We start from the raw sequence: 13,735 nt of genomic DNA on the forward strand, positions 1-13,735 counted from the left end.
CCCAATCACAATTTATCTAACTCACATCAACTTAGATTTGCTTTGAAATTATAATTAGTACTACACTCTCATCGTTGGTAGCTTCCCAAAGCGGGTGACGGGAATCGAACCCGCGACGTAAGCTTGGGAAGCTTAAATTTTACCACTAAACTACACCCGCAATACGTGTATAATTATATCATGAATTATACCCCTTGTCATCAAGACTTCTACAGAGCCGTATGATAAAATTTGATTGGAGGCTAAACATCATGTTAATCTACATAATTACTTTACTATGGATTCTTTTATTAATCTCACTAACAATCGGAATCACGCGTAAACAAGACAAAAAGATTATTAAGGGTGTCGTCTATACGCGCGCGTTTTACATTCTTTTGTTGATTAGTGAAGTGGTTTTTACCCTGAACCATTTTAGCGATCATCGCTATTTGGTCTCTTTAAGTTTTATAATGACAATCGTCGCGATTTCTTTCATTGATATTTGTTACCAGAGAAAAATCCAAGGTAATTTAAAACCCTACGTAATTTTATTGACACTGATTTCGATTTTAATCTCAATTGGGCTTTTGTTTTTCATTCAATAATTACTACTAAAAAATCATCCAATCACTTGGATGATTTATTTTTTTGCATTTTTTCAGCTAATCGAATTGATTCATCAACTAGCTCCGCTTGCGCATCAATCACAGGGTAATCATGATTACCAGCTCGTTCTTCTGCTACCGAAATCTCAGTACAACCTAAAATCACCACATCGCTATCCAATTCATTAACCATTTGATTTAAAATATGATGATATAATTTTGGATCGACATAATCCTGCTCCTTAACACCTTTATAAATTAAATCCATCGTTTCGTCCGCAATTTCTGCGGTAGGGTGCACAACTTCATATCCAGCTTTAGTAATTTCTTTATCATATACCTTGTCCTTTAGAGTTCCCTTAGTGGCAATTAGCCCCACTCTTTTAGCGTGTGGAAACTTCTTGGCAATTGCGGCTACCGCTAACCTAGGCATATGCAAAATTGGAACATCCGTCATACTCTGTAACTGATCATAAAAATAATGGGCAGTATTACATGGTAACGCAAAAAATTCTGGTCCCAGTTTGCTCTGTTGTTTAATATCTTCTTCAAGTGGAACTAGTGGGCTCGGATTATTTTTTGGGTCAGTAATATAATCCGTCCGGTCAGGAACCGTCGCATGATTAACTAATATATAATTTAAATAATCTTGATCACAGTGAGCTGGGGTCCGTTGATTTAGTAAATGAACATAACTCTCAGTCGCTTGGGTCCCCATCCCACCAATAATTGTGAAAAACTTTTTCATTATCTTATTCCTTATTCATATGAAAATATTTTTTGAAGTTTTTTGCGTAATTATGGTCCATCCATTTCATAAGTAGCCAACGCATGAAGTTTTCATCTTTTTTATACCAAAAAGTCGTTCCCCACTGACCTTTTTTGATCAGCTCTTCTGCCTTCTTTTTATCTTCATTATCTTTGGCATACTTACGAAAAACACGATTGGGCACCCCTAACCATAAATAATATTTCTTAGGATCTTGATTGGCATACACTGTCTTTTGGTCCGCTAGGTCATCTTGAACGTAATCACGAACCACCCATTGAGCAAGGTTATATCCATTTAGGGTGACAAAGAAACTGCTGCGTCCCTGTCTCAAATTGATTTCAAACAACTTGTACGTATCGTCTCTAACATCATACTTCATGTCAAAATTAGCATACCCAGTAAATTCAATCGACTCTAAAAACTGTTGAATCTGATCATAAATCCGTTGATCAAAGTCAGGAATAATCGTGACGTAGTTACCAATTGCAGACGGTGCCGGATCTTCCAAAAGTGGATGGCCTAAACACATCATCTTAACATGATGATTCTTGTCAACATAAGCATTTAAGACCCGCATGTTGCTGTCATCACCTGGGATGAAATCTTGGACGATCAAGTCTGAAGTATAACCATTATTATAAATTTTTGAAACAATGTCACGATACTCGGCATCACTTTTAATGGTAAAAGCTTTCTTTCTTCCCTCAAAACGGATATCCAACCATTCCACGCTATTGGTTGGTTTAAGTGCAATTGGATAATCAAATGGTTGATCAAAGTCATTATCTTCAAAATTGCTTTTGGAAATAATCTTGGTGCCGGGATATGGCATTCCATACTTATCACACATTTTATAAAAATTTTCTTTACTATTAAGTTGTTTTATTAACGAATAATCAACGTATGGACAGACAAAGACATCTTCTAAATCTTTCTTATGTTTAGAAATTAACTCAGCATAACCATCCCCACATCCAATTAAAATGACCGGTTCTTTGTGGTTGGCATACTTCTTTTTTAACTTTTTCATCTCTTCAAACCATACTGGATCCTCACTAAAGCCGGGAATAAACGTCAGATCCACAATTTTGGTAAATCTTGTGGGGGCTAATCGTTCCTGGGCATAAGCCTTGACACGCTTACCATACAACTCGTAGAAAGAACGCGCCATCCCGTACACATTAAAGTCACTTCCAAGTAAGATCGGAGTGAAATCTGGAACTTTCTCATTTGTCATTACCATTTAAACCCTCCAAGTAATCTTCCACGATAACCGAATCGGTTGGATAAGGTGTATCAACACCATTAATCTTTTGATAAGGATCGCGTCCTTTACCCGCTACTACAATAATATCTCCACGTTTACCAAAATTAATGGCCTTTTTAATGGCTTTTTCACGATCCATTTCGAAATGAACGTCAACCTTATCATGATCGATATGACTATCAATTTCCTTTGCAATCTTCATGGGATCCTCATAAGCGGGGTCGTCAGTAGTTAAAAACGCTACATCGGCATTCTGAGTCAACGCTTTGCCAAATCCCTCTCGACGGTCGATTCCCTTATTGCCTGGGCTACCAACCACTACAATAACTTTTCCACTGGGGTCTTGTCGTTTTAAAAATCCTAGTAATGCATTCATACTAGCATAATTATGGGCATAATCCACATGAACGTTCCCATGGTTTTTAGACTTAAAGATTTCCATTCTTCCAGGAATTTTTGCTCCTGCCAAACCATCTAACATATCACCACGTTTAAAGCCAGCAAGTCCAGCCGATATGATCGAAGCGGTTGCATTGGATTCATTGTAATCACCTGGAATACCAATGCGATAATTTCCGTCTAAGCCTAACTTTTTAGCTTTATCAGAGATAGAACTTAATTGAATATCGTTATCAGTCAAGCTATCTGAAACTGGCTCGTACGTGAAATCAAGGTCGACTTCAAGTTGTGGAGTCGTCCCCTTTTTACCAAACAAATAAATATTTTGGGGATCAGTTGTGGTTTTGGCAGCATAATAAATATCAATCAGGTGGTCTGAATCGGCATTCAAAATGCACCTATTTGAATTAACCAACAGTTGCTCTTTACAGTGCAAATAGTTTGCAAAAGTCGGATGCTCGTTTTCCCCAATGTGATCGGGAGAAATATTTAAAAAATTACCTACGTTATACTTTAATCCAAAAACCCGATTTTTTAAGTATGCCTGAGACGAAACTTCCATAATGAGATATTTCATCCCATTATCGACAGCGGCTCTCATATTCTTAAAAATATCTAGTGATTCTGGAGTGGTTAGATGTGACTTAAATGTTTGATTTGGTTCATTACCAACCACGGTATTGATAGTTGAAAATAAGGCGGTTTTATTCCCACTCGCCCTCCTAATTGCATCCCGAGTGAAATATGAAGAGGTCGTTTTCCCCTTAGTACCCGTAAAGGCAATGATGAACAAATCGTCTTGTGGATAATTGAAAAATGCAGCAGAGATCAAGGACATTGCTTTTTGAATATTAGTAACCAAAATCTCATTCATTCCGTCACTTTCAGATAAATGATCTTCACACACGATTCCAGTTGCTCCAGCCTTTTTTGCTAACGTAACAAATTCAGGTTTAAAGTTTCCCTTCCCAAAGAATAAAGTTTTCGGTTTTATGTCTCGTGAATCATAACTAACGTAGTTAAAATCATTATCATTAGTCTGATTAACTGATTTTAATAAGTCATGTTCACGAAGAATATTTTTAATTTCTTGAATGCTTAGTGACAAAAAATTCAGCTCCATTCCGCTAATTTTTGTAATGGAAATCCAAATAAATCATTCGGACTTTAATTTTGTTTTTAATTTACTCCTAGACAATTCTACCAAAAGAAAGAGATAATGACTAACTCAAAACCAATAATGAAAACATAAATTAATATAATAAAAAACATTCTGCGTAAACTAAATTAATTCCAGTTCACACAGAATGTCTTTTTACTATTTAACATCTCTTAATTTTTGTTCACTAACATTATCCAATCGGTCACCAACTGCATTCACCATCTTCAAACATTTTTCAATATCATCCTGGCTCATATCCAAAACAGAAAAACATTGATTAACGTGTTCATATACTTTATCACGACGTTCCTTAGCGTATTCTGTAGTGTCAACGATGACAACTCGTTCATCTTTATGACTACGTGTTCTTGTCACCCATCCCTGCTTTTCAAGCCGTTTCAACAACGGGGTTAAAGTCCCACTATCTAAGTCTAAGTAGGATCCAAGCTCACGAACGGTCATTGGGGCATGTTCCCATAACACCAACATGGTAATGTATTGTGGATAAGTTAAATTAAATGGAGATAAAACGATTTGGTAGTACCGACTAAACTTTTTACTTGTATTATAGATTCCAAAGCACAATTGGCTTTCAATCTTACGTGGTTCAACCATTATAATCTCTTCTTTCTAAAAACTCTTGTACTATCTTATATTTTACACAATTAAATAATAAATACAAGGATACCACAAAATTGAGTGTTTATTTTACGACATTTTTATTGTATGATTGAAGGGTAGTAATTGCCAGAGTGGCGGAATTGGCAGACGCGCAGCGTTCAGGTCGCTGTTCAGTTTACTGAGTATGAGTTCGAATCTCATCTCTGGCATTCGTTACTAACAAGACGTTATCAAGCTTATTGATATCGTCTTTTTTCATTAATAGTAATTAAATTATGTAAACAAAAAGAATGGACAATTGTCCACTCTCTCACTACTTTTTATCTAATATAATCGCCTAGATCGTAAATTAATTGGTTCTTAGCTTGGTAATAATAATTGCGTAATGGATGAAGATGGTTATTTTTAACGATCCATGGCTTATCAAAATTAGTGTAATGAATAATCACAGGGTACTTAAGTGCATCTGCCTCAGCTGCTCGACGCTCTGGGATAGGATTTAATCCACTCTCACCTTTAACTAGATGACTCTGCAAATTATACTTAGGATCAAGTTTCTTCCAGTGTCCATTAAAAATGGCGTTTAGAGCATCTTGGTCTTGATACTTCAGCATATCAGGTTTATTAATTGCCAACCTTCTAACCTTTTCAGAAGTATCATTATCATTCCAAGCTTTTGTATCAATTAGTAACAATCCGGCATTGAAATACTGACCCGGTGCATCACTAACGTGCATCTTTTTTAACCGATCAACGTAGCCAGAGTCCTCAACGGCACCGACAATATTGCCATCAAGATCGGTATTAAAAAGATTTGAAATATCACCCACACATACCATGTCAGCATCCAAATAAAGGATCTTAGGTTCATGAACTTCTTCAGGAATCTCAATTCGATAGTAAGTGTTTTCCTTAATTGCACTATCCGGAGATTTTACATTAGCATCCTTATATGCAGCGGTGTTGGGCTGCAAAAAGTTAATTGCCTTACAGTTGTCGTAGACTTTTTCCAGGGCCTTTAACAAATCAGCACTGTTGGAACTTAAATGATCATTAACAACGTAAAACGTGAAACTTGAATTCTTATTATGGTTCAATATTGACGAATAGTTGACTGCCAGCGGTATCGCCATATTGTTATCAGTAGTAGATGCAATTGTAATCATACACATTATCCCCTTCAAAAATATTTGAAACTATTTGGCCACTTGTAAAAATAAGTATCACTAATTTTCGTAGCGATATTTATAAAAGTGGACCACTTTATGACCTATCTATTTCGAACAACAACAACGTTTACCGTCGCATTTTTACTTCCAATGGTAATGGTAGCGTTATTATTCTCAAATCGATATCCAGTTGGAGCAATTAAAGTTTGCTTTTCACCTGGGATACCAGTAACTGAAGTTGCATTCACGTACTGCCCCTTTTTATTTACAAAATTAACTTGTTCAGTTATGGAAATCGAAGTGACATTGTAATTGGTTGCCCAAATCCAATTACCGGGATGTGATTGTCCATCTGCAAGACTTAAATTATTCTGCAAGTGATTGTTATTATCAATGTTCATCCAATTGGGTGATTTAACAGTGTAATCTTTTCCGTCAAATACAAACTGAGTACCCACCACCGGTTCTGGAATAATTGGACCCGCACCAGGTGCATCAGGAGCCTTTAAGATTGTCTTATCACCTAACTTAATTTGGTGAAGATTATTATCACCTTTCATGAAAGCGGACAATCCATTATATTTACCCTTAGAAGCTGCCTGAGTATCGAAGCTAGTTAAATCTAGGCTTTGTAACTGATGGTCATCCTGAAACATATTACTCAAACTACGATTACTAGGATTAATCCTAAAACTCGTTAAACCGTCAATATTTTTAACAGCATAGTCATCAACAAACATTGAACTCATATCGACAACTTTAGAAGTGTCAAAATGACTGACATCAATGTCTTTAAGATTAATATCGGCACCAAACATCAGTCTCATACGATTAACATTTGAGGTGTCAAAGTGAGTGACATCGATACTTTTTAGTGCGGTATCACCATTAAACATATAATCCATGCCGGATACTTTTGATGTATCCAATTTATCGAGACCATTAATAGTTTGCAGGTTCTTTAATCCTTGATTGCCTTGGTGGAGTGGATCATCATCTGCCGATTGAGAAAAAAGATAATCAGAATTTGATGGGGCATACATCTTATCTTGGATATTAATAACCCGGGCGTCATTTAAAGCCTGACGTAAATCTCCAAGTTGTGAATATGCATAGGTTCCCAAGGTTTTATCTTTACCGCTCAACGTTAAAGTCCGATTGATCTCATTATAGTTCCAGTTGACCTGTCCCCACGTACCACGATCATATCTTAATTTAGAAATCCTAGGTCTAGCTTGTGAGGTCATTTCCTTAGTATCCGTTGCTGCTGCATATGTAGTTTCAGTGTGACTTGCTGAACTATTCATCTGCAAGCCAAAGAATAAACCAACGGTCACACCTGCAATTAATGCTCCCTTAATTACCTTTTTCATTAGATCATCTCACTCTCTTATATTTCCTTACACTTCTAAAGTAGGCCATAAATGCCGTCATGTCAACATTTATGCTTTATCATGTGAAAAAAATACCATAATAATTACATTAATTATGTAAAAAGAGAATAATAATGTGCGTTATTATTCCCTCTTTTAGTTTCTATAAATCTATATCATTGGATTTATATAGTTATAATCTATCCATAAAACATTGATTAAACTATCACCATGCCAATAAAAATCATTGGAGTCTATGTAAGAACCAGAAGTATTAGCTTCTGGCTCTACAATAACTAGTCGTTTAGACGAATAGTAGCGTGATAAGAACTACCATCTGTGGCCTTGCCAAAATAATCGTCTGTAATCGAGCGAAAAACCATTTTCCCGTTCGGTAAGTTCAAATATTCGGCATCATATGGAAAAACAACGGAGTAATTGTTTTTATTTCCAATACTGTAATAGTAAATAGTTCTACCACTAAGCCGAACGCTTCGATCTGTACTTGGAACTACTAGTTTAAACTCCTTCATTATGACTCACCTCCTTTCCCATCAAAAAAGGTCATACTACGAAGTAGCATGACCTAAATGGTATTTCAGAGTATTCATCATATTGAAATACGAATAAATTCGCATAGTTGTTTTAATTTCAAATCTTATAACAAGACATAGGCTATCATTAAATGATTTTTCACGTACTCAATAACACTTATCTTCCACCAACTTATCATTTATGACAGTATTAATTACGGTGTTAAAAGCTTCTCACACTTTCTAACACCACGTGAACACTATTTCCTACATTAGCATTCACAAAATTATCTAGTTATTTTTAATCTCAACATTCAATATTTCATTATGAATCTCTTACTGCTTACTTCACAATTTAGATTATAAACTTTATTAAAAACAACGACAATAGAGTCTTAAATTTCACAAAACATAATTATAATACCTTGACATCAGTATTTACCCTAATTATTAATTCACTTTTGTCTCATAATATAATAATTATTATTATATAATATAACCAATCACTCGCTTTATTGACAAAAATTTACTGCATAATTTTAGCGATTAAAACATAATTTGATATAATTAACCAATGGAGGAAATAATATGAAAACAAAAGCTTATGAAACTTATAATTTAGTTGAATACGATAAAAATCTTCCTTATGAAGTTGGCGATTTAGTCGAAGTTACATTTGTTAACCCAACTGGCTTAGGTGATAACCAAGACGATTGGTTAAAAGTCGTGAGACATGACGTTGGTGAATCAACCAGTATTCATGATGAATTCAGGTTTAATTCAAAATGCATCAAAGCAGTAAAGAAGTCAAACTAAAAAAAGGTCCTCACAAAAGTGAGGACCTTTTTTTAAGCATTATCATGTGCAATTTTAGCGGCAGTAGCGCCAGCAATAGCTCCAACAATATCATCAATAAAAGTATTGACAATTTGACCGTTTGTATCGAGTTCTTTTACAATTCCATTTTTATTAGTGTCAATTTCACCATAATTAGTAACCCCAATCGTCCCATAGATTGAAGCAATTCCAAGTGCCAACGTTTCATCAACGCCAAACACCCCCAAATCATGGGAGACAATGCTTTCAAGTGGCTCTTCTAACTCGCCATCTTGTGCTAAACGATCCAGTTCAAGCCCTACCATTGCGTTATTCAATACTTCCCTTTTATGCAAAATATCATTAACAATCCCACAAACATAGTCTAAATCAGGAACATTTGAATATTTTTTCTGTAAATCAATTGCAATCTGTGCAATATCTTTAATCGTTACTCCATGTTCATTCAGTCGCTTAAGCACAAAATTATACGCCTGAGTGTCAGGATATTTATAGTCTCCTCGATCTACCATTAGTTAATCTTCCTCCATATCTTTCATCAGGGTCATATCATATTCGTTTGGATAATTATCTTGAGTAATCATCATTGTCATTACACTTTTATCCTTAAGATGACCCTTTATAATTGCATCAACATACATCTCTTTATGAAAATCTCTTTGAAATTCGGCAAAACTCGATAAAAATCTAAAGTTCAAAACCACGTCACTACTATTTCTAGAACTTGAAACGCCAATAACATCTATTATTTTACTCTTCTTCATCTCGTTAACTATCGGAATAACGACATTCTTATAAAATATTTCAACTTCACGTAATTTTTGAGTTAAATTATGAATTCGTTGATTAATTACGTTACACTTCTGAAAGTCAGTATTATTCAACTCTTTCATCCCATTCAACAAATAATCCTTATCATTATTGAGTAGGGCATTTTTTAAATCCGCTGACTTTTGATCGTCATCCCCATCGTTTAAAACACTAGCTAATTCATCAATTGTGTTCACGTCATAATCATTTTTGAGTTGATCAAGATTCATGATCCAGTGTAAATACTGCTTTTTAAGCTGCTCCAACTCTTCATCAGCCGCCATTAATTGATTCTTTAATTGATTAAAATAATTAAATTCAACTACGTCCATTTTTCACTCCACCACTATAAGACTGCCATTAGCATAAATCCGGTTGCAATTAGGTTATTTAAAAAGTGGACCCCAATCGAAACTTCAATTTTCCCCGTTTTCTTGTATACATACGCTAAAATCATTCCCAAAATAGCATAAATCATAAAACTAATCACGTTAGAACTCATATGACCACAAGAAAAAAGTAACCCACTAAAAACAATTGGCAGCCAAAACGCATTTTGATTAAAAAAGGCATTAATAAAAAATCCTCTAAACACCAATTCCTCTAACACTGGGGATAAAAAAATCGCCGAAAAGCTCATCAAGACCAACACCGTCATGTTACTTTGAAAAAGACTTAAAATGGCATTATTATTCTTTGTTCCCAGTTGGTTAAAAATCAATTTATTTAAAACTTGAAGCACAATCTCAATAACAAAAAAGCTAAAGATTGACAATAAAATAATCTTTAAATCGTGACCAGTAAGCCGATGACTTCGTTGCCTGTACACACTTCGATAAGCCCATAGCGCTAAACTAATTACGACAAGAAAAATAACAATGTAAGAGGATCCATAAAGAAAAGCCTTGAATCCATGATAATCGTGAATTCCAATCATTTGAACTGGTACTTGAACCGCAAAAATCAAAAAAATTAGTCCAATAAATACAACGGCTCTTTTCAAAAATTTAATTAAACTCATTTCCCACTTCATTAATCCAATTCATCTCCAAATTTTTCCACTAACATAGAATACCATAATAATAAGGTCTGAAACAAAGAAGGAAAATTAGTGTTCAAATCTATCGTTAACCTAACTGATTCGAAATGATATACTAAAAGACGTTATTAAACTAAAAGAGGAGCTAAGCATGGTGATTATTACAGCTGGAATGATTGGTGTCGGTAAGACAACCTTAACGGGAAAAATTGCCGCACATTATGGAACAGAGCCCTTCTACGAGCCAGTGGGAGACAATCCTGTTTTGCCACTTTATTATAAAGATCCAAAACAGTATGGTTTTTTACTCCAAATATACTTTTTAAATAAACGCTTTTCGATGATTAAAAGGGCGTTAAAACAAGACAACAACGTGTTGGATCGATCTATTTACGAAGACGCTCTTTTCACCAAAGAAAATAATGCTGAAGGAAATATTTCTGACGTTGAATTAGAAGTTTATTTAAAACTACTTGACAATATGATGGATGAACTTAAAGAGCTTCCAAAAACAAGTCCCGACCTTTTAGTCTATGCCTACAGCGATTTCGATACCATCTTATACCGAATCAAAAAGCGTGGTCGTGATTATGAACAATGGGACAACGATCCAGGACTGGAAGAATATTATTACAAAATGTGGAAAGCTTACCAAAAATGGTATGACAAATACAACGTCAGTCCTAAGATGAAAATTAATCTTCAAAAGTACGATCTAGAAGATCCCCAAAACGTTTCTAAGGTATTGGCAAAAATTGATAAAAAATTAAAAACGATCCGATAAAAAAACTTTGAACACGATGTTCAAAGTTTTTTTATCTCTACTTAGACAATTCATAAATTGACTGACCGTAAATCGACATTGCCAAAATCAAATCATTAACAGGTGTGTATTCGTTAGCTTGGTGCATCGTGTCCTCTGTTCCTGGGAAAAGTGCTCCAAAGGCAACCCCACGTTTCATCATTCGCGCATACGTACCACCACCAACAACTTCTGGTTGAGCGTCATCCTGATCAGTTTGATCGCGATAAACACCCATTAAGGTTTTTACAATGGGATCGTCTGCATCAACAAAGTGGGGCACCATTTGCGAAATTTGTTTGGTTGACCCGTTAAACCGATCAGCGGCATCTTGAACTTTAGCTAAAATTTTATCAGTCGTAATCCCCTTGGGATACCTAAAGTTAGTGTTGACCATCCCACCATTTTCATGATCAAAATTCATTAGACCGACGTTCATGGTTAGTTCTCCCATCACATCATCAGTAAAATTAAGCCCCAATTTATGAGCACGAGAATCATCATGCAGTTTTTCGTCGATGAAGTTCAGGATATTAGCACCACTAGTATCAAAACTATAATCAACCAAAAAGTCAGCTAAATAGGTTCCAGCATTGATACCGTTCTTAGGTTCCATTCCATGGGCTGCTTTCCCGACTACACTGATTTTAATATTGTTCCCTTCGATTTCATAGCTTCCAGTTACGGGAACCCTATCTAAATATTTTTCAAATTCATCGGCCATTTTGGAGACATCCGCAGCAACAACGTCAGCTTCTGCATCACGTGGTACCATATTTTCACGCAATCCGGCATTAAAATGCATCAGGGTGTTCTCACCATCACTTTTATTGGAAGCAAAATGCGTTTCAAGCGTCACATTACCCTTTTCCCCATTGATCAAGGGAAATTCGGCGTCTGGCGAAAATCCAAATGAAGGATCTGGTTCAACCTCAAAATAGCGTTTCATTCCAGTCCAGTCACACTCTTCGTCCGTTCCAATTATCAAGCGAATTTTGACCTTCGGCTGAATCCCTGCATCTTTAAGCATTCTTAATCCATAATAGGCCGCAAGTCCTGGTCCTTTGTCATCAGAAACTCCCCGACCAATTGCATTGTCACCCTCAAGCTTTAGTTCGAATGGATTAGAATCCCACCCTGCGCCACCAGGCATCTCATCAGCGTGTGACAAAATTGCCATGGTTTCATCGCCTGAACCATACTCAATGTATCCCACTACGTTATCAATGTTTTTCGTGGTGAACCCATCACGATCACCAAAAGAGAGAAACTGTTGTAATGCATGAGCTGGACCTGGGCCCAATGGGTATTCGTCCGTTGCGTGCTCCAAGTCCCTCGAACTATCAATTGAAATCAATTTTTTTAAGTCATTTAAGTAATCATCTTTGTAATTTTGTGCTTTATCTTTCCAGTCAATTGCCATGTTATACCCTCCTACTTAGTTATTCCTTATTCTAACATAATCAAGAAAGTAACAACTCATTTGGACAACATTCAACCAACGCATGATATAATGCATTCGAGGTGAACAAAATGAAGAAAATTGATAAATCAATTCTAACTAAAACCATCCGCATTCGACCCAAAAATAGTTTTAAAGGAACTTACGGTAAAATCGCTTTAGTTGGTGGAAACGAAAACTTTGGTGGTGCAATCATAATGAGTTCGCTTGGAGCAGTTTACTCTGGCGTTGGACTCACAACTACTATCACGGATCCAACGAATCAAAGTGCGCTCCACTCTTGGCTACCCGAAGCAATGTTTGCTGACTATAACGACACTGATCAAATGGTTCAACTCATTAAAGCTATGAAAATTATTACCATTGGCTCTGGGCTTGGGACCGATGATCATAGTTGTGAAATTATGGAAACCGTATTTGATAATGTTACCCCCGATCAAATCCTCTTAATTGATGGTTCGGCCATCACGATGATCGCTGAACGTGGGTTAAAATTACCACAAGCCAAATTAATTTTCACTCCACATCAAATGGAGTGGCAACGTTTATCAGGAATTAAAATGGCCGATCAAACTGAGGCACGTAACCGAGAAGCCCGCGACAAAATTGGTGGGATTGTCGTTCTTAAATCTGATCGTACTCAGGTTTATACCCCAGATGAAGTATACCAAAATACAACTGGAACGCCTGCTCAAGCGACTGGAGGAATGGGAGACACTCTTGCTGGAATTATCGGTGGGTTTGTTGCCCAATTTGACGACGAGGTTGATGCTGTTTTAGCGGCTGTTTATTCTCACAGTGCAATTGCCGATGAACTAGCTGCCACTCAGTATGTAGTTCTCCCTCATCAAATCTCAAAACAGCTTCCACGATTCATGCATGAACACGAAGCATGAATTTAA

The 13,735-nt window shown here is 36.1% G+C and carries 15 protein-coding genes and 2 tRNA genes; 5 read left to right on the forward strand and 12 right to left on the reverse strand.

The window, feature by feature from the left end; genetic code table 11:
• Nucleotides 1-89 precede the first annotated feature (89 nt).
• A tRNA-Gly gene (locus AC6UD0_RS01500) sits at nt 90-160 on the reverse strand.
• A 91-nt stretch (nt 161-251) separates the two neighbouring features.
• Here AC6UD0_RS01500 and AC6UD0_RS01505 point away from each other — a divergent pair.
• Nucleotides 252-587, forward strand: coding sequence for a DUF1516 family protein (locus tag AC6UD0_RS01505; RefSeq protein ID WP_500707907.1), 336 nt, complete (start codon nt 252-254; stop codon nt 585-587).
• Between the two features lie 22 nt (nt 588-609).
• On the opposite strand, the gene AC6UD0_RS01510 is transcribed toward AC6UD0_RS01505, so the two are convergent.
• The 4 genes from AC6UD0_RS01510 to AC6UD0_RS01525 all read right to left on the reverse strand — a co-directional run bounded on the left by AC6UD0_RS01510 (nt 610) and on the right by AC6UD0_RS01525 (nt 4,802).
• Nucleotides 610-1,335, reverse strand: coding sequence for an aspartate/glutamate racemase family protein (locus AC6UD0_RS01510; protein ID WP_500707909.1), 726 nt, complete (start codon nt 1,333-1,335; stop codon nt 610-612).
• A gap of 4 nt (nt 1,336-1,339) precedes the next feature.
• Nucleotides 1,340-2,596: a carboxylate--amine ligase gene (locus AC6UD0_RS01515; RefSeq protein WP_500695733.1), complete on the reverse strand. Its 1,257-nt coding sequence runs from the start codon at nt 2,594-2,596 to the stop codon at nt 1,340-1,342.
• Entirely contained in the window at nt 2,586-4,133 is a 1,548-nt protein-coding gene (locus AC6UD0_RS01520) for a UDP-N-acetylmuramoyl-L-alanyl-D-glutamate--2,6-diaminopimelate ligase (RefSeq protein ID WP_500707910.1), read from the reverse strand. Before AC6UD0_RS01520 ends, AC6UD0_RS01515 begins: the two co-directional genes overlap by 11 nt.
• 210 nt (nt 4,134-4,343) lie before the next feature.
• The gene (locus tag AC6UD0_RS01525; RefSeq protein ID WP_500707911.1) at nt 4,344-4,802 is read right to left on the reverse strand and encodes a MarR family winged helix-turn-helix transcriptional regulator; all 459 of its coding nucleotides are present in this window, start codon (nt 4,800-4,802) and stop codon (nt 4,344-4,346) included.
• A 131-nt stretch (nt 4,803-4,933) separates the two neighbouring features.
• Here AC6UD0_RS01525 and AC6UD0_RS01530 point away from each other — a divergent pair.
• Nucleotides 4,934-5,017: transfer RNA gene (locus tag AC6UD0_RS01530), tRNA-Leu, on the forward strand.
• A gap of 111 nt (nt 5,018-5,128) precedes the next feature.
• On the opposite strand, the gene AC6UD0_RS01535 is transcribed toward AC6UD0_RS01530, so the two are convergent.
• From AC6UD0_RS01535 to AC6UD0_RS01545, 3 genes are all read right to left on the reverse strand, one after another.
• Nucleotides 5,129-5,974, reverse strand: a complete 846-nt coding sequence (locus AC6UD0_RS01535) for a glycosyltransferase family 8 protein (RefSeq protein WP_500707912.1) — start codon at nt 5,972-5,974, stop codon at nt 5,129-5,131.
• Nucleotides 5,975-6,078: 104 nt separating this feature from the next.
• Nucleotides 6,079-7,350, reverse strand: coding sequence for a BspA family leucine-rich repeat surface protein (locus AC6UD0_RS01540; RefSeq protein WP_500707914.1), 1,272 nt, complete (start codon nt 7,348-7,350; stop codon nt 6,079-6,081).
• A gap of 296 nt (nt 7,351-7,646) precedes the next feature.
• Complete coding sequence (locus AC6UD0_RS01545; RefSeq protein WP_500693634.1) at nt 7,647-7,883, reverse strand: hypothetical protein; 237 nt, start codon at nt 7,881-7,883, stop codon at nt 7,647-7,649.
• 588 nt (nt 7,884-8,471) lie between these two features.
• On the opposite strand from AC6UD0_RS01545, the gene AC6UD0_RS01550 reads away from it, so the two are divergent.
• Nucleotides 8,472-8,699 (forward strand): SH3 domain-containing protein, encoded by a 228-nt coding sequence (locus AC6UD0_RS01550; RefSeq protein ID WP_500693633.1) that lies wholly within the window; start codon nt 8,472-8,474, stop codon nt 8,697-8,699.
• Nucleotides 8,700-8,731: 32 nt separating this feature from the next.
• Here AC6UD0_RS01550 and AC6UD0_RS01555 read toward each other — a convergent pair whose 3' ends face one another.
• From AC6UD0_RS01555 to AC6UD0_RS01565, 3 genes are read right to left on the reverse strand one after another with little or no spacing between them, the layout of a single operon-like run.
• Nucleotides 8,732-9,232 (reverse strand): phosphatidylglycerophosphatase A family protein, encoded by a 501-nt coding sequence (locus AC6UD0_RS01555; RefSeq protein ID WP_500693632.1) that lies wholly within the window; start codon nt 9,230-9,232, stop codon nt 8,732-8,734.
• Between the two features lie 3 nt (nt 9,233-9,235).
• Nucleotides 9,236-9,862 carry a hypothetical protein gene (locus AC6UD0_RS01560; RefSeq protein ID WP_500693631.1) on the reverse strand — a complete coding sequence of 209 codons (627 nt, stop codon included), beginning with the start codon at nt 9,860-9,862 and terminating at the stop codon, nt 9,236-9,238.
• A 14-nt stretch (nt 9,863-9,876) separates the two neighbouring features.
• Nucleotides 9,877-10,551, reverse strand: coding sequence for a CPBP family glutamic-type intramembrane protease (locus AC6UD0_RS01565; RefSeq protein WP_500693630.1), 675 nt, complete (start codon nt 10,549-10,551; stop codon nt 9,877-9,879).
• Between the two features lie 169 nt (nt 10,552-10,720).
• On the opposite strand from AC6UD0_RS01565, the gene AC6UD0_RS01570 reads away from it, so the two are divergent.
• Nucleotides 10,721-11,353 carry a deoxynucleoside kinase gene (locus AC6UD0_RS01570; protein ID WP_500707916.1) on the forward strand — a complete coding sequence of 211 codons (633 nt, stop codon included), beginning with the start codon at nt 10,721-10,723 and terminating at the stop codon, nt 11,351-11,353.
• Nucleotides 11,354-11,390: 37 nt separating this feature from the next.
• Here AC6UD0_RS01570 and pepV read toward each other — a convergent pair whose 3' ends face one another.
• Nucleotides 11,391-12,794, reverse strand: coding sequence for a dipeptidase PepV (gene pepV, locus AC6UD0_RS01575; protein WP_500696766.1), 1,404 nt, complete (start codon nt 12,792-12,794; stop codon nt 11,391-11,393).
• Nucleotides 12,795-12,904: 110 nt separating this feature from the next.
• Here pepV and AC6UD0_RS01580 point away from each other — a divergent pair, with 110 nt between their 5' ends.
• The gene (locus tag AC6UD0_RS01580) at nt 12,905-13,729 is read left to right on the forward strand and encodes an NAD(P)H-hydrate dehydratase (protein ID WP_500707917.1); all 825 of its coding nucleotides are present in this window, start codon (nt 12,905-12,907) and stop codon (nt 13,727-13,729) included.
• Nucleotides 13,730-13,735: the final 6 nt, after the last annotated feature.

The sequence above is a fragment of the Fructilactobacillus sp. X7R9C1 genome, assembly GCF_059901005.1.